This window comes from uncultured Cellulomonas sp., from assembly GCF_947494015.1.
GTDB lineage: Bacteria > Actinomycetota > Actinomycetes > Actinomycetales > Cellulomonadaceae > Pengzhenrongella.
Genome location: NZ_CANLTL010000005.1, coordinates 24,603 through 50,593, shown reverse-complemented (window position 1 = coordinate 50,593; position 25,991 = coordinate 24,603). Strand labels below are relative to the sequence as shown.

21 protein-coding genes are annotated in these 25,991 nt (G+C 73.3%); 3 read left to right on the top strand and 18 right to left on the bottom strand.

All coding sequences use genetic code 11. The annotated features are described in order from the left end of the window. Window positions 1-40: 40 nt before the first annotated feature. Window positions 41-658, bottom strand: a complete 618-nt coding sequence (locus Q0840_RS07085; RefSeq protein ID WP_298458034.1) for an ASCH domain-containing protein — start codon at window positions 656-658, stop codon at window positions 41-43. A gap of 132 nt (window positions 659-790) precedes the next feature. On the opposite strand from Q0840_RS07085, the gene Q0840_RS07080 reads away from it, so the two are divergent. After that, complete coding sequence (locus tag Q0840_RS07080; protein ID WP_298458032.1) at window positions 791-1,750, top strand: YihY/virulence factor BrkB family protein; 960 nt, start codon at window positions 791-793, stop codon at window positions 1,748-1,750. Window positions 1,751-2,214: 464 nt separating this feature from the next. On the opposite strand, the gene ilvC is transcribed toward Q0840_RS07080, so the two are convergent. From ilvC to Q0840_RS07035, 9 genes are all read right to left on the bottom strand, one after another. Further along, window positions 2,215-3,243: a ketol-acid reductoisomerase gene (ilvC, locus tag Q0840_RS07075; RefSeq protein ID WP_298458029.1), complete on the bottom strand. Its 1,029-nt coding sequence runs from the start codon at window positions 3,241-3,243 to the stop codon at window positions 2,215-2,217. A gap of 58 nt (window positions 3,244-3,301) precedes the next feature. Next, complete coding sequence (ilvN, locus tag Q0840_RS07070; protein ID WP_298458026.1) at window positions 3,302-3,826, bottom strand: acetolactate synthase small subunit; 525 nt, start codon at window positions 3,824-3,826, stop codon at window positions 3,302-3,304. Then, window positions 3,823-4,542 (bottom strand): aspartate/glutamate racemase family protein, encoded by a 720-nt coding sequence (locus tag Q0840_RS07065; protein ID WP_298458024.1) that lies wholly within the window; start codon window positions 4,540-4,542, stop codon window positions 3,823-3,825. The genes ilvN and Q0840_RS07065 overlap by 4 nt, the downstream gene beginning before the upstream one ends. Then, window positions 4,542-6,431 (bottom strand): acetolactate synthase large subunit, encoded by a 1,890-nt coding sequence (locus Q0840_RS07060; RefSeq protein WP_298458021.1) that lies wholly within the window; start codon window positions 6,429-6,431, stop codon window positions 4,542-4,544. The genes Q0840_RS07065 and Q0840_RS07060 overlap by 1 nt, the downstream gene beginning before the upstream one ends. Window positions 6,432-6,737: 306 nt before the next feature. Beyond that, window positions 6,738-8,498: an alpha-glucosidase gene (locus Q0840_RS07055; protein ID WP_298458018.1), complete on the bottom strand. Its 1,761-nt coding sequence runs from the start codon at window positions 8,496-8,498 to the stop codon at window positions 6,738-6,740. Between the two features lie 115 nt (window positions 8,499-8,613). Next, window positions 8,614-10,362, bottom strand: a complete 1,749-nt coding sequence (locus Q0840_RS07050) for a glycoside hydrolase family 13 protein (RefSeq protein ID WP_298458015.1) — start codon at window positions 10,360-10,362, stop codon at window positions 8,614-8,616. Further along, window positions 10,323-11,222: a carbohydrate ABC transporter permease gene (locus Q0840_RS07045; RefSeq protein ID WP_298458012.1), complete on the bottom strand. Its 900-nt coding sequence runs from the start codon at window positions 11,220-11,222 to the stop codon at window positions 10,323-10,325. The genes Q0840_RS07050 and Q0840_RS07045 overlap by 40 nt, the downstream gene beginning before the upstream one ends. Next, on the bottom strand, window positions 11,222-12,148 hold the full coding sequence (locus Q0840_RS07040) for a carbohydrate ABC transporter permease (protein WP_298458010.1): 927 nt from the start codon (window positions 12,146-12,148) through the stop codon (window positions 11,222-11,224). The genes Q0840_RS07045 and Q0840_RS07040 overlap by 1 nt, the downstream gene beginning before the upstream one ends. 38 nt (window positions 12,149-12,186) lie before the next feature. Beyond that, window positions 12,187-13,473 (bottom strand): ABC transporter substrate-binding protein, encoded by a 1,287-nt coding sequence (locus Q0840_RS07035; RefSeq protein WP_298458007.1) that lies wholly within the window; start codon window positions 13,471-13,473, stop codon window positions 12,187-12,189. A gap of 457 nt (window positions 13,474-13,930) precedes the next feature. Between Q0840_RS07035 and Q0840_RS07030 the strand changes: the two genes are divergently transcribed. Continuing rightward, on the top strand, window positions 13,931-14,989 hold the full coding sequence (locus Q0840_RS07030; RefSeq protein ID WP_298458004.1) for a LacI family DNA-binding transcriptional regulator: 1,059 nt from the start codon (window positions 13,931-13,933) through the stop codon (window positions 14,987-14,989). A 10-nt stretch (window positions 14,990-14,999) separates the two neighbouring features. Here Q0840_RS07030 and ilvD read toward each other — a convergent pair whose 3' ends face one another. Further along, on the bottom strand, window positions 15,000-16,757 hold the full coding sequence (ilvD, locus tag Q0840_RS07025; RefSeq protein ID WP_298458002.1) for a dihydroxy-acid dehydratase: 1,758 nt from the start codon (window positions 16,755-16,757) through the stop codon (window positions 15,000-15,002). 58 nt (window positions 16,758-16,815) lie between these two features. Further along, window positions 16,816-17,484 carry a 4a-hydroxytetrahydrobiopterin dehydratase gene (locus Q0840_RS07020; protein WP_298458001.1) on the bottom strand — a complete coding sequence of 223 codons (669 nt, stop codon included), beginning with the start codon at window positions 17,482-17,484 and terminating at the stop codon, window positions 16,816-16,818. Window positions 17,485-17,663: 179 nt separating this feature from the next. On the opposite strand from Q0840_RS07020, the gene Q0840_RS07015 reads away from it, so the two are divergent. Beyond that, a complete protein-coding gene (locus Q0840_RS07015; protein ID WP_298457998.1) occupies window positions 17,664-18,479 on the top strand; it encodes a MerR family transcriptional regulator in 816 nt (271 codons plus the stop codon). 63 nt (window positions 18,480-18,542) lie between these two features. On the opposite strand, the gene Q0840_RS07010 is transcribed toward Q0840_RS07015, so the two are convergent. The 6 genes from Q0840_RS07010 to gatC all read right to left on the bottom strand — a co-directional run bounded on the left by Q0840_RS07010 (window position 18,543) and on the right by gatC (window position 25,882). After that, a complete protein-coding gene (locus Q0840_RS07010) occupies window positions 18,543-19,619 on the bottom strand; it encodes a 2-hydroxyacid dehydrogenase (protein ID WP_298457996.1) in 1,077 nt (358 codons plus the stop codon). 94 nt (window positions 19,620-19,713) lie between these two features. Then, a complete protein-coding gene (locus Q0840_RS07005) occupies window positions 19,714-21,795 on the bottom strand; it encodes a PhoX family phosphatase (RefSeq protein ID WP_298458513.1) in 2,082 nt (693 codons plus the stop codon). A 190-nt stretch (window positions 21,796-21,985) separates the two neighbouring features. Beyond that, window positions 21,986-22,558: a GNAT family N-acetyltransferase gene (locus tag Q0840_RS07000; protein WP_298457991.1), complete on the bottom strand. Its 573-nt coding sequence runs from the start codon at window positions 22,556-22,558 to the stop codon at window positions 21,986-21,988. Continuing rightward, entirely contained in the window at window positions 22,558-24,072 is a 1,515-nt protein-coding gene (gatB, locus tag Q0840_RS06995; RefSeq protein ID WP_298457988.1) for an Asp-tRNA(Asn)/Glu-tRNA(Gln) amidotransferase subunit GatB, read from the bottom strand. The genes Q0840_RS07000 and gatB overlap by 1 nt, the downstream gene beginning before the upstream one ends. After that, window positions 24,069-25,586, bottom strand: a complete 1,518-nt coding sequence (gatA, locus tag Q0840_RS06990) for an Asp-tRNA(Asn)/Glu-tRNA(Gln) amidotransferase subunit GatA (RefSeq protein ID WP_298457986.1) — start codon at window positions 25,584-25,586, stop codon at window positions 24,069-24,071. The genes gatB and gatA overlap by 4 nt, the downstream gene beginning before the upstream one ends. Beyond that, a complete protein-coding gene (gene gatC, locus Q0840_RS06985) occupies window positions 25,586-25,882 on the bottom strand; it encodes an Asp-tRNA(Asn)/Glu-tRNA(Gln) amidotransferase subunit GatC (RefSeq protein ID WP_298457983.1) in 297 nt (98 codons plus the stop codon). The genes gatA and gatC overlap by 1 nt, the downstream gene beginning before the upstream one ends. Window positions 25,883-25,991 lie beyond the last annotated feature (109 nt).

Genomic DNA, 25,991 nt, shown 5'->3' with positions numbered 1-25,991 from the left:
CATCGGGTCCCACCAGGCGGACGCGCGTCTCAGATCCCGGTCAGCTGAGCGCCGGCTCGCGCACGGCCGGGGCGGCCGCCGGGCGGGTCGGGAAACGCACCTCGAACTGCTCCAGCACCACAGAGGTGTCGTCGTCGAGCACGCGCCCCGCCACGGCCGCCGCCTGCGCCAGGCGCCCGGCGTAGCGGGCCCGCCACGCCTCGAGGGAGCCGTCCCCCTCGCCCTCCGCCGCAGCGTGCTCGGCGTCGACGTCGGCGAACCGGACCTGGCGGACCGCCGTGGTGCGGATCAGCGCACGAGGGTGCCCACGTCCGTCGACCACGATCGAGAGATCACCACGCTCGGGCGGCGCGACGTCGGCGTCCGCCAGCTCCCACAGCGCCGTCGTCATCGCCGTCCGGGTGCGGGCGAGCACCCGGGCGAGCTGGGCGTCGGCCTCCTCGGCGGTGTCGCCGAGGGCCCAGGCGGGCGGCGGCAGGCTCGCCCGGGCGCCGGTGCCCACGACCGCCGCGAGGCGCCCCAGCCCGGCGCGCCCGCGGGCGAGCTCCCAGAAGGCGGCGATCTCCTCGCCGTCGGGCACACCGACCGGGGTGCCGCCGGGCGCATCGTCGGGCGCGTCGTCGGGAGCTGCGTCGGGCGCTGCGTCGTCGTGGCTCATGCGGACCATGATCCCCGACGGGCGCGCCCGCGGTGCGCCGCGGCCGCACCGCGGTGACATCCCGACCCGCCGTCCGGCAGCACGCCCGGCCCGCGCGCACCACACTGGTCGCACCCACGCGGAGGTGAGTCGATGACGCTGGACCGTGACGAGCTCGCCCATCCCGGCGCGCACGCCGACGCACCGACGCAGATCCCGCCGCGCGGCTGGCGTCAGGTCGTCGTGCGTGCCCTGCGCCGGTCCGTCGACGACCGGCTGCCGTTGATCAGCGCCGGCGTGGCGTTCTTCGGCTTCCTCGCGCTGTTCCCGTCGCTGATCGCCGTCGTGCTCCTCTACGGCCTGGTCAGCACCCCGGCCGACCTCGGCGAGCAGGTCGAGGCGCTGTCGACCACCCTTCCCGCCGAGGCGTCGGACCTGGTCGCCGGGCAGATGGCGACGCTGGTCCGGAGCGACCAGCAGGGTCTGGGGATCGCGCTGATCGTGTCCCTGCTGATCGCCCTGTGGTCGGCCTTCGTGGGCATGGACCACCTGCTGACCTCGGTCAACCTCGTCTACGAGGAGCGCGAGCGGTCGGGGTACCTCAAGCGGCGCGGTCTTGCGCTGGTGTTCACCCTCGGCACCGTGGTCGTGTTCTTCGTCCTGCTCGCGCTGGTCGCGGTCTTCCCCGCGGTGGTCGACGGCGGCTTCCTGCTCGGCCTGGGCCGGTGGGTGCTGGTCTCGGTGGTGTTCGCGCTGTCGCTCGGGGTGATCTACCGCTACGCACCGGACCGGCGTGAGCCGCGGGTGGGCTGGGTGACGGTCGGCGCGCTGGTGGCCACCGGCTTCTGGCTGGTCGCGTCGGCGGTCTTCTCGCTGTACGTCGCCGAGTTCGACCGGTACGCGCGCACCTACGGAGCGCTCGCCGGCGTGGTGGTCATGCTGGTCTGGATGTGGCTGTCGTGCCTGGCGATCCTGCTGGGCGCGGAGATCAACGCCGAGGCCGAGCACCAGACCGACGCCGACTCCACCGTGGGCGAGGACCGACCGCGCGGCGAGCGGGAGGCCGTCAAGGCCGACGACGCCGTCGGCCGCCCCCTCGACGACCGATCCTGACCCTCCAACCCGGCCCCCCGCCTCGCCCCACCCCGCGCGCCCACCCCGCGCGCCCACCCCGCGCGCCGAGTGCGACGTCTCGGACCGTTCAGCTCGCGCGAAACGCCGACAACGTCGCACTCGGCAGGCCCGGACGCACGAGTGCGACCTTGCGGACCGCTCAGCTCGCGCGAAACGCCCACAACGTCACACTCGGCAGGCCCGGACGCACGAGTGCGACCTTGCGGACCGCTCAGCTCGCGCGAAACGCCCACAACGTCGCACTCGGCAGGCCCGGACGCACGAGTGCGACCTTGCGGACCGCTCAGCTCGCGCGAAACGGCCACAACGTCACACTCGGCGGGCCCGGACGCACGAGTGCGACCTTGCGGACCGCTCAGCTCGCGTGAAGGGTCCACAAGGTCGCACTCGGCGGGGTGGTGCGGGGCACCCGGGGGCGTGCGGGGCGCCCGGGGGCGCCGGGGTCAGCGGGCGGCGTGGCCCTCGACGTAGTCGGAGTCGGACGGCTTGACCCAGGCGAACATCTTGCGCAGGTCGCGGCCGGTGGCCTCGATCGGGTGCGCCTCGCCCTTCGCGCGCAGCTCGGCGAACTCCGTGCCGCCGTTGTCCTGGTCGGAGATGAACCGCTCGGCGAACGCGCCGGACTGGATGTCGGCCAGCACGGCCTTCATGTTGTCCTTGACGTGCGGGTCGATCACCCGCGGTCCGGAGACGTAGTCGCCGTACTCGGCGGTGTCGGACACGCTCCAGCGCTGCTTGGCGATGCCGCCCTCGACCATGAGGTCGACGATCAGCTTGAGCTCGTGCAGCACCTCGAAGTACGCGACCTCGGGCTGGTAGCCGGCCTCGGTCAGGGTCTCGAACCCGTACTGGACGAGCTGCGACGCCCCGCCGCACAGCACGGCCTGCTCACCGAAGAGGTCCGTCTCGGTCTCCTCGGTGAAGGTCGTCTTGATCCCGGCGGCCCGCAGCCCACCGATCGCCTTGGCGTAGGACAGCGCCAGGTCCCACGCCTTGCCCGACGCGTCCTGCTCGACGGCGACGATGACCGGCACGCCGCGGCCGTCGACGAACTCGCGGCGCACGAGGTGGCCGGGGCCCTTGGGGGCGACCATGACGACGTCGACGCCCTCGGGGGCGGTGATGTAGCCGAACCGGATGTTGAAGCCGTGGCCGAAGACCAGGGCCGCGCCGTCGGCCAGGTTCGGGGCGATCTCGTCGCGGTACACGTGCCGCTGCACCTGGTCGGGTGCGAGCACGACGACGACGTCGGCCTCCTTCACGGCGTCCGCGACGGTGAGCACGCGCAGACCCTCGTTCTCGGCCTTGGTGCGCGAGGAGCTGCCCTCGCGCAGGCCGACCCGGACGTCGACGCCCGAGTCGCGCAGGTTCAGCGCGTGGGCGTGGCCCTGGCTGCCGTACCCGATCACGGCGACCTTGCGCCCGGCGATGATGGACAGGTCGGCGTCGTCGTCGTAGAACAGCTCTGCCACGGTGTGGATCCTCTCGGTATGTACTGCTGGTGTCGTGCAGGTCAGTCGGTAGGGGACCTCAGGCGGTCCGGGTGACGCGCTCGAGCGCCCGGTCGGTGATGGAGCGCGACCCGCGGCCGATCGCCACGGTGCCGGACTGCACGATCTCGCGGACGCCGAACGGGTCCAACGCCGCGAGCAGGGCGGCGAGCTTGTCGGGGCTGCCGGTCGCCTCGATGGTCACCGCGTCGGGGACGACGTCGACCACGCGGGCCCGGAACAGCTCGACCACCTCGAGCACGTGGCTGCGCTGGGCCAGGTCAGCGCGGACCTTGACCAGCAGCAGCTCGCGCTGGACGGAGGCGCTCTGCTCGAGCTCGACGATCTTGAGCACGTGGATGAGCTTGTTGAGCTGCTTGGTCACCTGCTCCAGCGGGAGCTCCTCGACGTCCACGACCACCGTGATCCGGGAGATCTCCGGGTGCTCGGTCGGGCCGACCGCGAGGGAGTGGATGTTGAACGAGCGGCGCGCGAACAGGCCGGCGACCCGGGTCAGGACGCCGGGCTTGTTCTCGACCAGCACCGACAGCGTGTGCCTGCTCATGCTGCACCTCTTTCGTGGACGGTCCGCGGCTCCAGCGCCGCCTCGAGCAGGGAGTGGACGTGCAGCGCCGTGCTGTCGAGCACGGGGACGGGCAGGTCGTCGGGTCCCAGGATCATGGCCAGCTCGGTGCACCCGAGCACGACGGAGTCGGCCCCCTCGTCCACCAGCCGGCCGGCGACCCGCTGGAGCGCGGCGCGGGACTCGTCCCGCACGACCCCGCGGCACAGCTCCTCGTAGATGATCCGGTTGGTCTCGGCGGCGTCCGCACCCGACGGCACCGACACCGTCAGCCCGTGCGCCGCGACCCGGTCCGGGTACAACGAGGACTCCATGGTGTAACGGGTGCCGAGCAGCGCCAGCCGGCGCACGCCGAGCCCGGTCGCCGCCGAGGCGACCGCGTCCACGACGTGCGGCACGGGCACGCCCGCCCCGCGCACCACGTCGTCGTGCACGAGGTGCATGGTGTTCGCCAGGATGCCGACGACCTGCGCCCCGGCGGCGACCAGCGCGCGCGCCTCGACCTCGTACCGGGCGCCGAGCGCGGTCCAGTCCCCCGCCCGCTGCAGCTGCTCGATCTCGGCGAAGTCCACCGACCGCAGCAGCAGGTCGGCCGAGTGCAGCCCGCCCAGCCGCTGCGCCACGCCCTCGTTGAGCTGGGTGTAGTAGTGCGCGCTGGACTCCCAGGAGGTGCCGCCGAGCAGGCCGATGCGCCGCATCACTCCTCCCGGTCCCAGGCCGGGCTGATGCCGCGCGCGTACTGGATCTCGTCGTTGCTGACACCGGCCGCGACCATCGGCCAGACCATCGCGTCCCGCGAGACGGTGAAGTCCACCACCACGGGGCGGTCGTCGATCTCCATCGCCCGCTTGATGGTCGCGTCGACGTCGGCCTTGGTCTCGCAGCGCAGCCCCACGCAGCCGTAGGCGTCGGCGAGCTTGACGAAGTCCGGCACGCGCACCGTCCCGTGACCGGTGTGCAGGTCGGTGTTGGAGTAGCGGGACTCGTAGAACAGGGTCTGCCACTGGCGCACCATGCCGAGCGAGGAGTTGTTCACGACGGCGACCTTGATCGGGATGTCGTTGATCGTGCAGGTGGCGAGCTCCTGGTTGGTCATCTGGAAGCAGCCGTCGCCGTCGATCGCCCACACGGTGCGGTCGGGCTGGCCGACCTTGGCGCCCATGGCCGCCGGCACCGAGTAGCCCATGGTCCCCAGGCCGCCGGAGTTCAGCCACGAGTTCGGCCGCTCGTACCGGATGAACTGGGCCGCCCACATCTGGTGCTGCCCCACGCCCGACACGAAGATCGACTCCGGCCCGGAGATCTCGCCGATCCGCTGGATGACGTGCTGCGGGGCGAGGTGGCCGTCGTCGGGCTCGTCGTAGCCGAGCGGGAACGTCTCACGCCAGTCGTCGATCTGGCGCCACCAGCCCTCGAGGTCCGGCCGGCCGTGCTGGGCGTGCTCGCGCTCGAGCTCCGGCAGCAGGTCGGCGATGACCTCGCGCAGGTCCCCCACGATCGGCACGTCGACGGCACGGTTCTTGCCGATCTCGGCCGGGTCGACGTCGGCGTGCACGACGGCGGCGTGCGGCGCGAAGCTCGCCAGCTTGCCGGTGACCCGGTCGTCGAACCGTGCCCCGAGCGCCACGATGAGGTCGGCCTTCTGCAGCGCGGCCACGGCGGCGACGGTCCCGTGCATGCCGGGCATGCCGAGGTTCTGCGGGTGGGAGTCCGGCAGCGCCCCGCGAGCCATCAGCGTGGTGACGGCCGGCGCACCGGAGGCGTCCACGAGCCGGCGCAGCTCGGCCGCGGCGCCGGAGCGGATCGCGCCGCCACCGACGTACAGCACCGGGCGGCGCGACGTCGCCAGCAGCCGGGCGGCCTCGCGGATCTGCTTGGCGTGCGGCTTGGTGACCGGGTGGTAGCCGGGCAGGCGCAGGTCCTGGGGCCAGGAGAAGGTGGTCGCCGCCTGCATCGCCGACTTCGCGATGTCGACCAGCACCGGGCCGGGCCGGCCGGTGGAGGCGATGTGGAAGGCCTCGGCGATGGTCCGCGGGATCTCGTCGGGGTCGGTCACCAGGAAGTTGTGCTTGGTGATCGGCAGCGTGATGCCGACGATGTCGGCCTCCTGGAACGCGTCCGTGCCGATCATGGCGGCGCCCACCTGGCCGGTGATCGCGACCATGGGGACCGAGTCCATGTTGGCGTCGGCGATCGGCGTCACCAGGTTCGTCGCCCCGGGGCCGGACGTCGCCATGCACACGCCGACCCGGCCGGTCGCGTGGGCGTAGCCCGAGGCGGCGTGACCGGCGCCTTGCTCGTGCCGGACCAGGATGTGCCGCAGCCGCTCGGAGTGCATGAGCGGGTCGTACGTCGGCAGGATCGCACCCCCCGGGATGCCGAAGACGACGTCGACCCCGGCCTCCTCGAGCGACCGGACGATGGACTGCGCCCCGGTGACGGCCTGCGGTGCGACCGTGACCGGCCGGGGTACCGGGGCGAGCCGGCCGTTGCCGGACTGCGGCGCGGCCGGACGGGGGGCGGTCTGAGCAGGCGTGCTGGCGGCATCGCTGGTGCGCGGTGGCGCCGGGTGGTGACCCTGGACCATCGGTCTCTCCTGGCTCTCGTGCGGTACTGCTCGGGTGCCCGGTGATCTCGCGCCCACCGGGGCGGTGGCACAAAAAAACCCCTCGGGGCCCGGGAGCGAGCCAGTCGAGGGGAAGCGCGCAGACGGACCGTGCGAGGGGCCTCTAGCCTGCGCGCTCGGGAAGTACTACGACGGTCGTCTGCACACCCGGAACAGTACGCCGCGTTCCGGGCAGGTGTCACCCCGGGTCCGTCGCGTCTCGCATCGTGGTTCACGGGCCCGGTCCGTGGACACGGGGGCGCAGTGCGCCGACCGCCGCGCCGGCCGTCAGGCGGTGGTGCGGCGGTGGACGCGGGCCTCCCACGGCCGCAGCGGGTCGGCCGCCGACGCCTCGCTGCGCAGGTTGCCGAGCAACAGCTCGGCGTCCGACCACGCGTCGGGCGCCGGCAGGTCGACGGCCTGCTCCTCGCCGGAGACGTTGACCAGGACGAGCAGCGACGTCCCGGCGAGCGCCCGGGTGAAGGCGTACACCTGCTCGTGGTCGGGCAGCAGCATGGTGAAGTCCCCCAGGGCGACCGCCGGCTCCTCGTGCCGCAGGGTGATGAGGCGGCGGTAGTGGGCCAGGACCGACGTCGGGTCGTCCGCCTGGGCGGCGGCGTTGATCTCGGTGTGGTGGGGGTTCACCGCGATCCACGGCTCCCCGGTGGTGAACCCGGCGTGCCGGCCGGCGTCCCACTGGACGGGAGTGCGGGCGTTGTCGCGGCTCATCGCCGACAGCGACGCGAGCACCTCCTCCTCGGTCGCCCACCCGTACCGCAGCGCCTCGGCGTGGTAGTTCACCGACTCGATGTCCCGGTACTGGTCGATGCGGGTGAAGCCGGCGTTCGTCATGCCGAGCTCCTCGCCCTGGTAGACGTACGGGGTCCCCCGGTGCAGGTGCAGCAGCGTCGCCAGCGCGGTGGCGGAGTCCCGCCGGTGCTCGCCGTCGTCGCCGAACCGGGACACCACGCGCGGCTGGTCGTGGTTGTTCCAGTACAGGCTGTTCCAGCCGACGTCGGCCAGACCGGCCTGCCACCGGCCGAAGGACGCCTTGAGGTCGGTCAGCCGCAGCGGGCGCACGTCCCACTTGGAGGCCCCGTGGTCCAGGCCCACGTGCTCGAAGGTGAACACCATGTCGACCTCGGCGCGCGCGGGGTCGGTGAACTTGCGGGCCTGCTCCACGGTCGCGCCGGGCATCTCCCCGACGGTGAGCAGCCGCTCGGGTCGTCCGGCGACCACCTCGCGGTGCATCTCGGCCAGGAACTCGTGCAGGCGGGGGCCGTAGCCGAAGTGCGGGTGGCCGTCGCCGTGCACCTTGCCGTCCGGGACGACGCCGTCGGGCAGGGCGGGGTCCTTGGAGATGAAGTTGATGACGTCCATCCGGAAGCCGTCGACCCCGCGGTCCAGCCACCACCGCATCATCTCGTGCACGGCCGCGCGGACCTCGGGGTTCTCCCAGTTGAGGTCGGGCTGCTTGCGCGAGAACAGGTGCAGGTAGTACTCACCGGTCGTCTCGTCGAGGTCCCAGGCGGGACCGGAGAACGCCGAGCCCCAGTTGTTCGGCTCGGCGCCGGGGGCGCCGGGCTCCATGCCGGCGCGCGGCGGCCGCCACCAGTACCAGTCGCGCTTGGGGTTGTCGGTCGAGCTGCGGCTCTCCACGAACCACGGGTGCTCGTCCGAGGTGTGGTTGACGACGAGGTCCATGACGAGCTTCATGCCGCGGGCGTGGACCTGCGCCAGCAGCGTGTCGAAGTCCGCCAGCGTCCCGAAGGTGGGGTCGATGTCGCGGTAGTCGCTGATGTCGTAGCCGTTGTCGTCCTGCGGGGACCGGTACACCGGCGACAGCCAGACCACGTCCACGCCGAGGTGCTGCAGGTGGTCCAGGTGCGCGGTGATGCCGCCGAGGTCGCCCATGCCGTCGCCGTCGGAGTCGGCGAAGCTGCGCGGGTAGACCTGGTACACGACGGCGCTCGTCCACCACGGCGGGCCGTCGGGCCACAGGCCCGCGTGGGCGGCGTCGTGCTCGGCGGCGGTGGACAGCTCGTCCATGCGGGGTGCTCCTCGGGTCGGGCGGGCTCGGGGGCGGCTGCGGGGCGCTCGGGGCGGGTGAGGCGGGCGGGCGAGGCGGGCGTGTGAAGCGGGCGGCCGGGGACGGCGTCGGCCGTCACCCGACGCTCACCCACGCCGCGGTGTCTCGTCCTAGCACACGGGGGTCCGCGCCGGCGGCCGGCACGTCGCTGCGCAGCAGCGTCGCCCCGTGCGCGGGCACGGTGACCGGCTCGTCGCCGAAGTTCACCACCACGAGCACGGCGCCGACGCACAGGGCCAGCACCTGGGCGTGGTCGACCCCGTCCAGGGCGGTCCAGCGCAGGTCGCCCGAGCCGAGGCCGAGCTCGGCGCGCAGCCGCAGCGCGTCGCGGTACAGGTGCAGCGTCGACGTCGGGTCGTCGCGTTGGACGTCGACCGCCAGCGCGGACCAGTCGGCCGGCTGCGGCAGCCAGGTGCGTCCGGTCGGGCCGAACCCGAGGCCGGGGCGGCCCGCCTGCCACGGCAGCGGCACCCGGCACCCGTCGCGACCCCGCTGGGTGCCGCCGGAGCGGAACCAGATCGGGTCCTGGCGCACCTCGTCGGGCAGCGTGGTGTGCTCGGGGAGCCCGAGCTCCTCGCCCTGGTACAGGTACGCCGACCCGGGCAGCGCGAGGGTGAGCAGGGCGGCGGCGCGGGCCCGGCGCAGCCCGAGGGCGGCGTCCGGCTGCGGGTCGTCGGCCCCGATGCCGTTCGGCGACCGGCCGGTGTCCGCCAGCCCCAGCATCGAGGCGTGCCGGACGACGTCGTGGTTGGACAGCACCCACGTGGTGGGCGCGCCGACCGCGCCGTCCGCCTCGCGCGAGACGCTGATGACCTCGCGCAGCGCGTCGGCGTCCCAACGGCACTGCAGGTACGGGAAGTTGAACGCCTGCTGCATCTCGTCCGGGCGCACGTACCGCGCGGCGCGCTCGGCGGGCTCCACGCACGCCTCCCCCACCATCGCCCGGTCACCGGGGTACCCGGCCAGCAGGCGGTTCCACGCCCGGTAGATGTCGTGGACGCCCTCCTGGTCGAACATCGGCCCGAGGTCCACGACCGGCGAGCCGGGCGCGTGCTCGCCACCGCCCATGACCATGGCGGCCGGTCCGCCGTCCCAGTCGGGCAGGCCCTCGGCCTTCACCAGGCCGTGCGCCACGTCGACCCGGAACCCGTCGACGCCCCGGTCCAGCCAGAACCGCAGCACCCCCTCGAACCGGTCCCGCACCACGGGACTGTCCCAGTTCAGGTCGGGCTGGCGCCGGTCGAACGTGTGCAGGTACCACTGCCCGGCGTCCGCGGGGTCGCCGGTGACCGCGTCGACCGGGCTCCACGCCGGGCCACCGAAGATCGACTGCCAGTTGTTGGGCGGGGAGCCGGCGTGCGTGCCGGTCCCGCGGCGCAGCACGTACAGGTCCCGTTCGGGGCTGCCGGCCGGGGCCGCCAGCGCCGCCCGGAACCAGGGGTGCTCGTCGCTGGTGTGGTTGGGGACGACGTCGACGATCACCCGCAGACCGAGCCCGTGCGCCCTGGCGAGCAGGGCGTCGACGTCCGCGAGCGTGCCCAGCAGCGGGTCGACGTCGCAGTAGTCCGACACGTCGTAGCCGCCGTCGGCCTGCGGGGACGGGTAGAACGGCGACAGCCAGACGGCGTCGACGCCGAGCCAGGCCAGGTGGTCCAGCCGGGAGGTGATGCCGGGCAGGTCGCCGACGCCGTCCCCGTCGGAGTCGGCGAACGACTTGGGGTAGACCTGGTAGATCACCGCGTCGCGCCACCACGGGGCACCCTCGCCCCGGCCACGCGGCGCCACTACTTGATCGCGCCCTGGGTGACGCCGGACATCACCCATCGCTGCGTGAAGAGGTAGACCAGGATCGCCGGCGCCATGGCCATGAGGTACGACGCGAACGCGACGTTGTAGTTGCTGCTGAACTGCGTCTGGAACACGCTCTGCAGCACGGGCAGGGTCTGCTGCGTGGAGTCGGCGATGATGAGCGAGGGCATCATGAAGTCGTTCCACGAGGCGAGGAAGGCGAAGATCGCCACCGTCGCGCTCATCGGCGCCATCATCGGGAACACGATCCGCCGGAACGTGGTCCAGGTGGACGCCCCCTCGAGCTTGGCGCTCTCCTCCAGCTCCTCGGGCAGCCCGCGGATGAACGCGGTGAAGAGCAGCACGCTGAACGACAGCTGGAACATCACGTGCAGGACCGCCACGCCCACCGGGTTGGCCAGCCCGACCATCCCGGTCAGCTTCACCTGGGACAGCGCCAGCACCGGGAACGGCAGGAACATGGCCGCGAGCAGGTAGAAGAAGGACCAGCGGAAGAACCGCCGGTCCCAGTTGCGGGCGATGGCGTACGCGGCGAACGCGGCCAGCACCACCGTGCCGACCACCGTGACCACGGTGACGAACACCGAGATGGCGAACCCGCGCGGGAAGTCGGTCAGGTCCCACGCCTCGACGAACCCCTCCACGCTCAGCGGCGAGGGCAGCTCGAACACCCGGCTGTTCACCGACTGCTGGGTGGTCTTGAACGCCATGCTGACGGTCGCGTAGAGCGGTAGGAAGACCGCGAGCGAGCACACCAGCAGCACGACGGTGCCGGGCCGGTTCGGGTGCTCGTCACCGCCCCGCCCGGTGAACCGGCGCCGGCGACGGGTCGGGACCTGCCCGGCGGCCGTGGTCGTGAGCGTCGTGGCGGTCATCAGATCCCGCTCCTTCCGCGCGTGGCGCGCAGCTGGATCCCGGCCAGCACGACCGCGATCAGGAAGAAGATGGTCGCGTTGGCCATCTGGTAGGCGTAGTCACCGCCGGTGAAGCCGGAGAAGATCGTCATCGCCACGCTCCGGGTCGCGGTGCCGGGGCCGCCGTTGGTCAGGCCGACGATGATGTCGTAGGCGTTGAGGAAGTTCTTGAACCCGATCACCAGGTTGATCACCACGTACCCGGCGACCAGCGGCAGCGTGATCGACACCAGTCGACGTCGGGCCGAGGCCCCGTCCATGGAGGCGGCCTCGTAGACCTCGCCGGGGATCGACAGGATCCCGGCGATGTAGATGAGCAGGGCCGACGGGATCGCCTGCCACGCCGTGACGAACACGATGGTGAGCCAGGCCAGGTCCTCGTTCGCCAGCAGGCTGGAGGCGAGCGGCTCGAACCCGATCGCCTGCCCGAACCGGGGCAGCGTGTTGGAGAACAGGAAGCCGAAGACGTAGGCGATGATGATCCCGGAGATCACCATGGGCAGGACGAACACGGCCCGCAGGGCGACCTTCGCGCGGATCTTCGACGTCAGCAGCACGGCGAGCAGGAACGCGACCAGGTTGACCACCAGGACGGTGACCAGCGCGAAGCCGATCGTGAAGCCGTACGAGCTGAGGATGGCCGGGTCGGAGACCATGGCGACGTAGTTCGTCAGCCCCACGAAGTCGAACTCCCCGAAGCCGACCGAGTCGGTGAAGCTCAGCGTGACGCCCATGATCGCCGGCAGCGTGATCGCCAGCGTGAACAGCACGAGCGAGGGTACGAGGAACAGGTAGAAGGTCCGGTGGACGGGCCGACGGGTGGCGCCCGGCCGCCGCGGTGCGGCGGTGTCGCGGGTCTGCGGCGGGGCCGCTGCGGTGGTGGCCATGGACGGCTCTTTCGGTGGTGGGGCGGTTCGGACGGCGGTCAGGCGCGGAAGGCCAGGCGTGCCCAGTCCGCGTCCAGGGTGCGCAGCACCCGCTCCGGCTCGGCGCCGGTCGCCAGGGACTGGGTGTAGTTCTGCAGCGGGATGGACTGCGGGACCAGCTGGGAGGCGCCGAGGTAGAACGCACCGCGGTCGTAGTACTCGCGCAGCTCGGCCAGCGTGGAGTTCGTGACCGGAGCCGCGTCCGTGGTCACGCCGAACCCGAGCGCCGCGGCGTTGTAGGCGTCGATGATCTCGGGCTGCATGAGGAAGGACAGGAACTCCCGGGCGGCCTCCTTCTTGCCGGACGCCTCGGGGATCCACAGGGCGAGGTCGATGTTGACCCGCACCTCCCGGTCGTCCGGGTCGTCGCTCATCGGCAGCGGGAAGGCCCCCACGTCCAGGTCCGGGTTGGACTTGGCGATCTCGGTCAGCGCCCAGGGGCCCTGCAGGTACATCGCGGCCTCTCCCCGCGCGAACGCGAGGTTGCCGTCGCCGTAGCCACGGCTCGCCGCGTCCTCGTTGGAGTACTGCAGGAAGGTCTGCATCCGCTCGACCGGCTCGAGGAACTCCTCCTGGAAGGACACGGAGTGGTCCAGGCCGACGTCGACCCCGGCCTCCTTGAGCCGGCTGAAGAACTCGGCGGTGTCGACCATCCCGCCGACGGAGTAGTCGAACGGGCCCTGCGCGATGGTCCACGGGTCGCGGAAGGTGCTGTAGATCGGGGTCACCCCGGCCGCGGCGAGCGTCTCGCACAGCGCGAGGAACTCCTGCCACGTCGTCGGTGGCTGCACGCCGTGCTGGTCGAAGATCTCCCGGTTGTAGAGCACAGCCGCCGCCATGAGCGAGTACGGGATGACGCTGGTCCGGCCGGGGTACGTCGCGGTGACGTCGATGAGCGGCTGCAGGTCGTCCCGGATCCGCTCGACGGCCGGGATGTCGCTGAGGTCGCTGAGCACGCCGCGCTCGACGTACCGGGAGACCTCGAAGTTGTAGTTGAGCAGTCCGATGTCCGGCGGGGACTCCCGGACGAAGGATCCCGCGAGGTTGGAAGTGGCGTCGTGGCGGACGCGGACGCGCGACTGGGTCTGGTGGAACTGCTCGATGAGGTCGTCGAAGTAGCCGATCACCTCGGGCTTCGACTGGTAGAAGATGATCTCCGTGGCGCCGGACCCCGCGGAGGCCGGCGCGCACGACGCCAGCGCGGCCCCCGCCCCGGCGACGCCCAGGCCGCGCAGGAACGATCGTCGGGTCAGCTCCCGGGAGGCCAGGGGCGGCTGGGAAGGCACGTCGTCGTCTCCTTCGTCGACGGTCCCACGGGACCGTGTGTGCCGGCGTCCGTCGGCGCGCCGGGCCGGTCGAGCCGTGCCGACCCGGTGGTGGGACCAGGGTCGGCACGCGCCACGGCCACAGGCGGGTCGCGGCCCGTTCGGCGGTGAACGCGTGGTGGACCAGTTGGTGGACTCGCCGACTGTAAACGTTTCCAGTACCGTGTGTCCAGAGTCACATCGAACCCTCTCGACGTCACTCGGGAGCCGATCGGGCGCCACCGGTTGTTGTGGAAGCGTTTCCATTCGCGGCCTCCCCGGACCCGCGGGGCCGTGCCGGCGCCGGGACGCGCACCGCGCCGGGGTCGTGGCGGATGAGACCCTTCGCCGGCTCCGGACGGCGGAGCGCGGCGAACCGGTCGCCGCGCGCCGGCGCCGGGAGCGGGCCGCACGTGACGGTGCACGGAGAGGAGCGGGGATGGCCAGCATCAGGGACGTCGCCGCACTGGCGAAGGTGTCGACGGCGACCGCGTCCCGCGCCCTGAGCGGGCGCGGCCCCGTCTCGCCCGCGACCCGCGAACGCGTCCTGCGCGCCAGCGCCGAGCTGGGATTCGTGCCGTCCGCGAACGCCGCCGGGCTGGCGTCCGGACGCAGCCGCAACATCGGCGTCATCGTGCCCGGCGTCGACCGGTGGTTCTTCGCCAAGGTGGTCCGCGGCATCTCCGAGGAGCTGCTGGACCAGGGGTACGACCTGTCCCTCTACACGACCGGTGGCAGCCACGACCACCAGGAGAAGGTGCTCCAGGACTACCTGCTGCGCCAGCGGCTGGACGCCGTCGTACCCGTCGCCCTCGAGCTGACCACGCGCGAGCGCGAGCGCCTGGTGGCGATCGGCCGGCCGATCGTCGGCGTCGGCGGCGCGATGCCCGGGACCCTCACCGTCGGCATCGACCAGGAGGCGGCGGGCGCCCTGGCCACCGGACACCTGACCGGCCTCGGTCACCGGCACATCGCCCACCTCACCGCCGGCAAGGACCCGCACCGCGACTTCGGGCTCACGGGCACCCGGCAGGGCGGGTTCGAGCGCGCGATGGCCCAGGCCGGTCTCGTGGTCCGCCCGGAGTGGGTGATCACCTCGGACTTCACCCTCAACGACGCCTACGCCCGCGCGAAGGCGCTGCTGGCCGCTCCGGAGCGGCCCACGGCGGTCTTCGCCGCCTCGGACGAGATGGCGGTGGGCACCATCCTGGCGGCGCGGGACCTGGGCCTGCGCGTGCCGGACGACCTGTCGGTGGTCGGCATCGACGGCCACGAGCTGGGCGACGTGGTGGGACTGACGACCGTCGCGCAGTTCCCCGAGCGGCAGGGAGCGCGCGCGGCGGCCCGGCTGCTGCAGCAGCTGGCCCACGACGGAGCGCCGGACGAGCCGCAGCACGAGACGGTCGCCACCGACTTCGTCGTGCGGTCCAGCACGGCGGTCCCGCCGTCCCCGGGTTCGCGCTCGCGCCGGTCCGCCGCGAGCCCCTCACCGGGGTGACCCGGCGTCGTCAGACGAGCACGGCACCCTTGGACGCCGACTGCACCAGCTTCGCGTACTTGGCGAGCACGCCGCGGCTGTAGACCGGGGGCAGCGGAGCCCAGCCCACCGCCCGCTCAGCCAGCTCGGCCTCGTCGACGAGGAGCTCGAGCGTCGCGTCGGCCACGTTGAGCCGGATCCGGTCGCCGTCGCGCACGAAGGCGATGGGGCCGCCGTCGACGGCCTCGGGCGCGACGTGACCGACGCACAGCCCGGTGGTCCCCCCGGAGAACCGGCCGTCGGTGAGCAGCAGGACGTCCTTGCCGAGCCCGGCACCCTTGATGGCGCCGGTGATCGCCAGCATCTCGCGCATGCCCGGACCACCCTTGGGGCCCTCGTAGCGGATGACGACCACGTCGCCGGCCTGGATGGTGCCGTCCTCGAGGGCGTCCATCGCGGCGCGCTCGCGCTCGAACACGCGCGCCGTGCCCTCGAAGACGTCCGAGTCGAACCCGGCCGACTTCACGACGGCACCCTCGGGGGCGAGGGAGCCGTGCAGGATGGTGATCCCGCCGGTGCGGTGGATGGGGTTGTCCAGCGCCCGCAGGATCTTGCCGTCGGGGTCCGGCGGGGCGATGTCGGCCAGGTTCTCGGCAACGGTCCGGCCGGTCACGGTCAGGCAGTCCCCGTGCAGCAGGCCCGCGTCCAGCAGCGCCTTCATGACCACGGGGACGCCGCCGGCCCGGTCGACGTCGTTCATGACGTACCGGCCGAACGGCTTCAGGTCACCGAGGTGCGGGACGCGCGCGGCGACCCGGGCGAAGTCCGCCAGCGTGAGGTCGACCTCGGCCTCGTGCGCGATGGCGAGCAGGTGCAGCACGGCGTTGGTCGACCCACCGAAGGCCATCACCACCGAGATGGCGTTCTCGAACGCCTCCTTGGTCATGATCTGGCGGGTGGTGATGCCGCGGCGCAGCATCTCGACGACCGCCTCGCCCGACTTGGCGGCGTACATGTCGCGACGGCGGTCCGCCGACGGCGGGGCGGCCGACCCGGGCAAGGACATGCCCATCGCCTCGGCGACGGAGGCCATCGTGTTGGCGGTGTACATGCCGCCGCACGCGCCCTCACCCGGGCAGATCGCCCGCTCGATGCGCCCGAGGTCCTCGGTGCTCATCAGGCCGCGCGCGCAGGCGCCGACGGCCTCGAACGCGTCGATGATCGTGACGTCCTTCTCGGTGCCGTCGGACAGCTTGACCCAGCCCGGCGCGATCGTCCCGGCGTAGAGGAACACCGACGCGAGGTCCAGCCGGGCGGCGGCCATCAGCATCCCGGGCAGCGACTTGTCGCACCCGGCGAGCAGGACGGAGCCGTCCAGGCGTTCGGCCATCATCACCGTCTCGACGCTGTCGGCGATGATGTCCCGGGACACCAGGGAGTAGTGCATGCCCTCGTGGCCCATCGAGATGCCGTCGGACACCGAGATGGTGCCGAACTCCAGCGGGAACCCGCCGCCGGCGTGCACGCCGTTCTTCGCGGCCTGCGCCAGCCGCTGCAGGGAGAGGTTGCAGGGCGTGATCTCGTTCCACGAGCTCGCGATGCCGATCTGCGGCTTGACCCAGTCGTCGTCGCCCATGCCGACGGCGCGCAGCATGCCGCGCGACGCGGTCGCCTCGATGCCGTCGGTGACCTGACGGCTGCGGGGCTTGATGTCGACCCCGGGCCCGGCGGCCGCGTCGTCGTTCGGGGTGCTGCCGGTGGAGGCGGTGGGGTCGGTCACGCTCGTCATGCCGGTGAGTCTAGGTCGGCCGGGCAGCGGCTCCACCGCGTGCCCAGAGCGCGGACGCTCACCCGTCGCGCCCCTGCCACGTGCACACGCACACCTCGTTGCCCTCGACGTCCGCGAGCACCCGGAAGGCGGGGGCACGGTCGTCGGAGACCAGCCGTCCGCCGGCCGCGAGCGCGGCCGCCACCCGCGTGTCGGCGACGTCGTGGGGCACGGACACGTCCAGGTGCAGGCGGTTGCGCTGCGGGCGGGGCGCGGTCATCTGCTGGAACCAGACGGCGGGCCCGACGCCGGCCGGGTCCACCAGTGCCGGCGACGCGTCCGGCGCGGGCGGCGGCTCGTCGACGTACCCCAGGACGGCCCGCCAGAACGGCAGCACGGCCGGGATGTCGAGCGCGTCGACGGCGATCTCCAGCCCCTGCGGGCGGCCGGGGTCGCCGTCGATGCCGAGCCGGTCCGCGACCTGGCTGATCGCCGCAGCGAGGTCCACGTCCCGGTCGGTGAGGCCGCCGACGTCGTGGCTGGTCACCGAGACCTGGACGCGCGCGTACCGCAGGTCCACGTCGGGGTGGTGACCGGCGGCGTCCGCGACCGCCGCGATCTCACCCACGAGCTCGGCCCCGCGCGCGAAGGAGCCCGTCCGGAAGGTGGCGCGCACGGTCTGCAGCACCACCCGCCAGTGGCGGGCGTCGACGGCGGACTGCACGGCGGAGGACGTCAGGTTGGCCATGCCCCACTGTGGCACCCGCCACCGACACGGCAGCGCGACGGGCGGGGCGGACCCGGTGGAGCCGACACCCAGGGCGACCTTGCGGTTGACGTAGCGTCAACACCTAGCGTCCGCGCGACGGCGGACGGACCGCCGTCGCCAGCAGCGGAGCGCCCCACCAGGCACCCGAGGGAGCGACCATGACCACCGACGCCGCCCACCCCGCGTCCTCGCGCGACCCCGGCGGCCGGGTCGAGGCATGGACCATCGGCGAGGTGGCCCGCCTCTCGGGCGTGACGACGCGGACCCTGCGCCACTACGACGCGGTGGGTCTGCTGCGGCCGACCGGGGTCGCCGCGGGCGGGCGGCGCCTGTACGGGCACGCTGAGCTGGTGCAGCTGCAGCAGGTCCTCGTGCTGCGCGAGCTCGGCGTCGGGCTGCCGACGATCGCCGAGATCCTCGCGGAGGGCGCCGGACCGGCGGCCGGCGCCGTGCGCCGCAGCCGGCTGCGGGAGCACCACGCCCGGCTGCTGACCGAGCGGGACCGGTTCGACCGGCTCGCCCGGACGGTGGAGAGCACGCTGCACTCGATGGAGGAAGGGACCGACATGGCACCGAAGGACCTGTACGCGGGCTTCGACAACAGCCAGTACGACGCCGAGGCGCGCGAGCGCTGGGGCGACGGCGCGGTGGACCGCAGTCATGCCGCCTGGACCGGCATGGGTCAGGACGGGCAGGAGGCCTTCGCCGCGGAGACCGCGGCGATCAGCGCGGAGCTGGCCACCCTCATGCACGCGGGCACCGAGGTGACCGACGCCGGGGTCCAGTCCGTGGTGGCGCGCCACCACGCCCAGATCGCGACGTTCTGGACGCCGGACCGCGCGGCGTACGTCGGCCTCGGGCAGATGTACGTCGACGACGAGCGGTTCACCGCCACCTACGACGCGTACGCCCCGGGGCTCGCGCCCTACCTGCGCGACGCGATGGTGGTGTTCGCCCAGAGGCACCTGACATAGCCGGGTGCCTGCGCGGTGGGCCCCGACGCCTCCGGGCGCCCGGGCCCACCGGGCCGCACCTGGTCAGGTCCGCGCGACGACGTTCACCGGCTCCTCGCCGGCCCCGAGCCGGTCCAGCTGCGCCTGCACGAGCGCGAGCATGCGGCGGGGGGTCGCGGTCGTGTTGCCGCCCTCGTGCGGCGTGAGGATCAGCCCCGGCGCAGACCACAGCGGGTGGTCGGCCGGCAGCGGCTCCGGCTCGGTCACGTCGAGCGCAGCCCGCAGCCGGCCGCTGGTCAGCTCGGCGAGCAGCGCGCCGGTGTCGACGACCTTGCCGCGCGCCACGTTGACCACCAGCGCGCCGTCCGGCAGCCGCGCGAGGAAGTCGGCGTCCACCAGGCCCTCGGTCTGCGGGGTGAGCGGGACGGTCAGGATGACGATCTCCGCGCCGGGCAGCAGGGCGGGCAGCTCGTCGACGCCGTGCACCCGGACGCCGTCGTCGTCCCGCGCGGTGGTCGCGACCCGGACGACGTCGACCGAGAAGGCCTCCAGCCGCCGCGCCACGGCGCCGCCGATGGACCCGTAGCCGACGACGAGCGCACGCCGGTCCGCCAGCGACGGGCGCGTCCGGCCGGTCCACTCGTGCCGGTCCTGCGCCCGCAGGTAGTCGTCGAGGCCCCGCAGGGACGCGAGCGTCAGGGCCAGCGCGAGCTCGGCGGTCTCGTCGTCGTGCACGCCGCGGCCGTTGCACAGCAGCACGCCCTCGGGCAGGTGCCGCAGGACGTGCTCGAACCCGGCGCTGGGGATCTGGACCGCGGCCAGCCGGGGCAGGTCCCGCAGCCGGGCCAGCGTGCCCCGACCCGCCTGGTGCGGCACGACGACGACGTCGACGTCGGCGGCCACCTCGGGCGGCAGGTCCGTGGTCAGGTCCCACACCTCGAGGCGGACGCCGCGGGGCACGGTGAGGGCGTGCCGGGTGGCCTCGTCCGGAACCGTCACCGTCACGGGCCGCTGCGCGGACGGGGCGAGGCCCGGACGGGCGCGGTGGGCGGGGGCCGTGCCGACGTCGGCCGGCGAGCCGGCACCCGCCGGGGACCGGCTGCCCTGCTCGGTCGTGGCCGCGCTCTGGTCGGTGGTCGGGATGCGGGTCGTGGCGCTCATCGGCACCATCGTGCCCGCCCCGCGCCGAGGCGGCCCGCCGGGGACCGGACCTCGGTCCGGTCCCCGGCGGCCACGCCGGTGCGGCGGGTGGCGGTCAGCCCCGCCAGACCTGGACGACGGACGGCCGGGGTCCGGCGAACCGGCCGCGGCCGGCTCCGGTGCTCGGCGCGTAGTCGGGGAACCGCGAGTGCTGGTCGGTGAAGCTGCCGTCCTCCCCGGGGTGCTGCACCGAGACGTAGACCATGGACTCGGCCTCGTCGATGACCGGACCGCAGGTCTCCGCCTCGGTCGGGACGGCGAGGAACTGCTGGACGTGCCCGCGCTCGGGCCCCTCCAGCGGCACCCGGTGCAGCGCGTCGTTGTACCCGATGGTGCCCGGCTGGCCGTCGGTCGAGATCCACAGGTTGCCCGAGTCGTCGAACGCGAGGTTGTCCGGGCACGAGATCGGCGACACCCGGTCGGCCGGGAAGCCGGCGAAGTACGCCGAGCCGTCCGTCGTCGGGTCGCCGCACACCAGCAGCAGCGTCCAGGTGAAGGTCGCCGCGGTGGGGTCGTCGCCCGTCTCGGTGATCTCCACGACGTGCCCGTTGCGGTTGAGCACGCGGGGGTTGGGCTCGGTCGCACCCTGCGTGCCCGGCTTGCCCCGGTCGGTGTTGTTGGTGCAGGCCATGTAGACGCGGCCCGTGGTGGGGCTCGCCTCGACGTCCTCGGGGCGGTCCATCTTGGTCGCACCCACGGCGTCCGCCGCCAGGCGGGTGAAGACGGCGACCTCCTCGGCGCCGAACCCCGGCACGACGCTGACGCCGTCGACCATGAGCGGCAGCCACTCCCCCGTCCCGTCGAACGCGCCGTCGGCGGGCAGCGCGCCCGACCCGTCGATCTCGGCCGCCGGCGAGTCGCCGTGGAAGCGGGCGACGAACAGCGAGCCGTGGGACAGCAGCGTCTTGTTGTGCGCGCGGTCCGCCCGGCGGGTCCCGGTGCGCATCGTGTCCCGCGAGACGAACTTGTACAGGTAGTCGAACCGCTCGTCGTCACCCATGTACGCCGCGACGTGACCCGACGGCGCGACCACGATGTTGGCCGCCTCGTGCTTGAAGCGTCCCAGTGCGGTGTGCTTCTGCGGCGCGGAGTCCGGCTCGAACGGGTCCAGCTCGACGACCCAGCCGAATCGGTGCGGCTCGTTCTCGTACCCCGGGTTGCGCGCGTCGAAGCGTGGGTCCTCGTGCTCCCACCCGCGCGCCGTCTCCCGGTCGCGGAGCCCGTAGCGCGCGTCGCCGCGGCCGGTGCCCGAGGTGCGGAAGTACCCGTTGAAGTTCTCCTCGCCGGACAGCACGGTGCCCCACGGGGTCGTCCCGCCGGCGCAGTTGTTCAGGGTGCCGAGCACGGTGCGCCCGGTCGGGTCGGCGCCCGTGGTCAGCAGCGACGAACCGGCGGCCGGCCCGGTGACGGTGAACGGCGTGGACACGGTGAGGCGGCGGTTGTGGGGGCTGCGGCGCTGGTACTCCCACGGCTGACCGACTCCGCGACGTCGGACCTCGACGACCGACATGCCGTGGGCGGCCATCGCGATGCGTCGCTGCTCGGACACGGTCGCCGGGTCGTCGGTGGGCGGGAACATGATGGTCTCGTTGGTGTACTCGTGGTTGGCGACCAGGACGGCCTTGTGGTCGCGGGTGCGCGGCGCGGTGCCGGCGTGGTGGACGCCGCCGGTGACCCCGCGCTGCCGGTTCATCGAGATGATGTCGAGGTAGTCGTTGTTGTAGCCGAACTGCCCGGCCTGGGCCGCGGCGGTCTGGTTCGCCGCGTCGAACTCGGGTGCGCCCCGCAGGATGGGGTCGCCCCAGCGGATGATCGGCGCCCAGCGGTACCCGGCCGGCACGGTCAGCGCGTCCACCGTGGCGGGGACCGGCGCGATCGGCGAGAACGCCAGGCCCGCACCGCGGGCCCGACCCCGCCCAGCGGCAGCCGCGGGGGCTGCCCCGGCCGCTCCGGCGACGAGCAGGGCCAGCGCGCCGACCGCACCGCCGCCGAGCACGGACCGACGGCTCAGCGCGGCGCCGGCGACGTCGGCGAAGTACTCGTTGTCGCTCGTGTTGGGCACCGGCTGAGCGCAGGCGTCGGCGCACTTGAGGTGACAGGTCACCGCGCTGCGCTTGCCCCGCGTGAAGCCGTGCATCGGCAGCAGCGGGCGGGACTGGGGAGTGATCGACACGGGAAGGCCTCCGGCGAGGGACGGATCAGACCCGCCGACCGTAGGCGCGGCCGGTGCACAGCCCCCGACGCGACGGTGACCGGCTGTTGAACAGCGCCCGACGTGCGTCCCCGCCGCTCGTCCGACGAGCCCACCGCGGTGCCGGGCGGCATCCTCAGCTGCGCTCGGTGGTCCCCGCCCGGAACTCGTCCTCGAGGATGCCCATGACGACGCCGTCGCACCACCGCTCGCCGTCGCGGTACGCCTCCCGCAACCGGCCCTCGACCCGGAAGCCGACTCCCTCGTACAGCGCCTGAGCCCGCGGGTTGATGGCCAGCACCTCCAGCCCGACCCGGTGCAGGCCGTACCCGTCGAAGGCGAGCCCGAGCACGAGGTCGATGGCCTCGGTGCCGTAGCCGCGGCCGCGGCTGCCGGGTCGCATCGACAGCCGCAGGCTCGCCGAGCCGTGCGCCTCGTCGATGTCCGTCAGGACGATCTCGCCGAGGTACTCGTCGGAGCCGCCGGCGGTCACCGCGAGGTCGATCCGGCCCGGCGCCGTGGCCGCCTCGACGCACCACCGCTCGATCGCCTCGCGCGTGTAGGTCGTCGTGGTGCCGGTGACCCGGCGGCTCTGCGGGTCCGTCGCGAGCTCGTACATGCCGTCGGCGTCCGCGGGCTCCAGCGGTCGCAGCCGGACCAGCTCACCCTCCAGGGTGGGCTTGGCCGTGACCGACCGGCGCGCGGACATCAGCCCTCGACACCCAGACGGGACAGGATGAGCTCGCGGACCCGCCCCGCGTCGGCCTGGCCGCGGGTGGCCTTCATGACGCCGCCGACGATCGCCCCGACGGCCTGCAGCTTGCCGCCGCGGATGCGGTCGGCGACGTCGGGCTGGGCAGCCAGCACGTCGTCGATCGCGGCGAGCAGGGCGCCGTCGTCGGACACGACCTCCAGGCCCCGGGCGACGAGCACCTGCTCCGGCGAGCCCTCGCCGTCCAGCACGCCCTCGAGCACCTGGCGGGCGAGCTTGTCGTTGATGCGCCCGGCGTCCACCAGGCCCTGCAGCTCACCCACCTGGGCGGGCGTGACGGGCAGGTCGGCCAGGTCCACCTCGCGCTGCTTCGCGGTCCGGGCCAGCTCGCCCATCCACCACTTGCGGGCGGCGGCCGGGGTGGCCCCGGCGGCGACGGTCGCCTCGATGAGATCGAGCGCGCCGGCGTTGAGCACGTCCCGCATCTCCGGCTCGGAGTAGCCCCACTCGTCGGTCAGCCGACGACGGCGGTCGCCCGGGAGCTCGGGCAGCGACGCACGGATCGCCTCGACCCACTCCCGCGACGGCGCGACCGGGACGAGGTCGGGCTCGGGGAAGTAGCGGTAGTCCTCGGCGTCGGACTTGACCCGGCCCGGCGTGGTGATGCCCGTGTCCTCGTGCCAGTGCCGGGTCTCCTGGACGACCGTGCCGCCACCGGCCAGGATCGCCGCCTGGCGGGAGACCTCGTAGCGCACGGCCCGCTCGACCGACCGGAACGAGTTGACGTTCTTGGTCTCGGTCCGGGTGCCCAGCGGAGACTGCGGCGTCGGGCGCAGCGACAGGTTCACGTCGGCCCGGACGTTGCCGCGCTCCATGCGGGCCTCGGACACCCCGAGGGTGCGGAAGATGTCCCGCAGCGCCTGGACGTACGCCCGGGCCACCTCGGGGGCGCGGGTGCCGGCGCCGGTGATGGGCCGGGTCACGATCTCCACCAGCGGGATGCCCGCGCGGTTGTAGTCGACCAGCGAGTACTCCGCGCCATGGATCCGGCCCGTGGAGCCGCCGACGTGGGTGTTCTTGCCGGCGTCCTCCTCCATGTGGGCGCGCTCGATCTCGACCCGGAACACGGTGCCGTCCTCGAGCTCGACGTCGAGGTACCCGTCGAAGGCGATCGGCTCGTCGTACTGCGACGTCTGGAAGTTCTTCGGGACGTCGGGGTAGAAGTAGTTCTTCCGGGCGAAGCGGCACCGCTCGGCGATCTGGCAGTTCAGGGCGAGCCCGATCCGGATCGCGTACTCGACCGCGGTGCCGTTGACCACGGGCAGCGCCCCGGGCAGCCCCAGGGACACCGGGGAGACGGCGGTGTTGGGCTCGGCCCCGAAGGTCTGCGGGGCGGAGTCGAACATCTTGGTGCGGGTCCCGAGCTCGACGTGCACCTCGATGCCGATGACGGGGTCGAAGCGGGCGACCGCCTCGTCGTACTCGACCAGGGACACGGTCGGGGCGCTCATGCGGTCTCCAGCTCCGGTGCGCGCGACAGCAGCGGCGCACCCCAGGTCTTCTCCAGCAGGGTCTCCAGGGCGGCGCCGACCCGGTAGAGCCGGTCGTCGGCCTTGGCCGGCGCCAGGATCTGCAGGCCCACCGGCAGGCCGTCGTCCGACAGGCCGTTGGGCACCGACATGCCCGGCACACCGGCGAGGTTCGCCGGGATGGTCGCGACGTCGTTGAGGTACATGGCCAGCGGGTCGTCGAGCTTCTCCCCGAGCCGGAACGCCGTGGTGGGCGCGGTCGGCGAGACCAGGACGTCGGCCTGGGCGAACGCGGCGGCGAAGTCGCGCTGGATCAACGTGCGCACCTTCTGCGCGCTGCCGTAGTAGGCGTCGTAGTACCCGGCCGACAGGGCGTAGGTGCCCAGGATGATGCGGCGCTTGACCTCGTCGCCGAAGCCGGCACCGCGGGTCGCGGCCATGACGCGCTCGGCCGTCGCGGGACCGTCGGTCGGCTCGACGCGCAGGCCGAACCGCATGCCGTCGAACTTGGCGAGGTTGCTCGACGCCTCGCTGGGCAGGATGAGGTAGTAGGCACCGAGCGCGTAGGTGAAGTGCGGGCAGGACACCTCGACGATCTCGGCCCCGGCGCCGCGCAGCAGCTCCAGGGACTCCTCGAAGCGTGCCCGGACCCCGGCCTGGTAGCCCTCGCCCCCCAGCTCGGTGACGACCCCGACGCGCACGCCGGTGAGGTCGCCGCTCGCGCCGCGGCGCGCGGCGTCCACCAGGGCCGGCAGGGGCTCGGGGATCGAGGTGGAGTCGCGCGGGTCGTGGCCGCCGATGACCTCGTGCAGCAGGGCGGAGTCCAGCACGGTGCGGGTGACCGGACCGGCCTGGTCCAGGCTCGACGCGAGGGCGATCAGGCCGTAGCGCGAGACCCCGCCGTACGTCGGCTTGACGCCGACCGTGCCGGTCACGGCGCCGGGCTGGCGGATGGAGCCGCCGGTGTCGGTGCCGATCGCGAGCGGCGCCTCGTAGGCCGCGACGGCGGCAGCGGACCCGCCGCCGGAGCCGCCGGGGATCCGGTCGAGGTCCCACGGGTTGTGGGTGTTGCCGAACGCGGAGTGCTCCGTGCTGGACCCCATGGCGAACTCGTCCATGTTGGTCTTGCCGAGGATCGGCAGTCCGGCCTCACGCAGGCGGGTCGTGATGGTGGCGTCGTAGGGCGGCAGCCAGCCCTCGAGGATGCGCGAGCCGGCGGTGGTGGGCAGGCCGCGGGTCACCACGATGTCCTTGACGGCGATGGGCACGCCGGCCAGGGCGTGCAGGTCCTCGCCGGCCGCCCGGCGGGCGTCCACGTCGCGGGCGGTGGCGAGGGCTCCCTCCGCGTCGACGTGCAGGAAGGCGTGGACGGCGCCGTCGACGGCGGCGATCCGGTCCAGGTGGGCCTGGGTGGCCTCGACGCTCGAGACCTCGCCGGCGGCGAGCCGCCCGGCGAGATCGGCGGCGGTCAGTCGGGTCAGGTCGGTCGCGCTCATCAGTCCTCCTCGAGGATCTGCGGGACGACGAACCGGCCGCCCTCGGCGGCGGGCGCGGCGGCGAGGATCTCGTCGACCACGAGCGACGGCTCGGGGACGTCCTCGCGGAAGACGTTGGTCATCGGCAGCGGGTGGCTGGTGGCCGGGACGTCGGGCGTGGCGACCTCGCCGACCCGGGCGACCGCGTCGACGATCACGTCGAGCTCGCCGGCGAGGCGGTCGAGCTCGTCGGACGTCAGGTCGATCCGGGCCAGCCCGGCCACGCGCGCGACCTCGTCGCGGGAGATGGTGGACATGGGGGCGAGTCTAGTGGTGGGCGCCCACAGGCCCGTCGACGGGCGGCCACCGGGCCTGGGGCGCTCGGCGGCCGGGCCGGGGTGCGCTCGGCGGCCCGGCCGGGGTGTG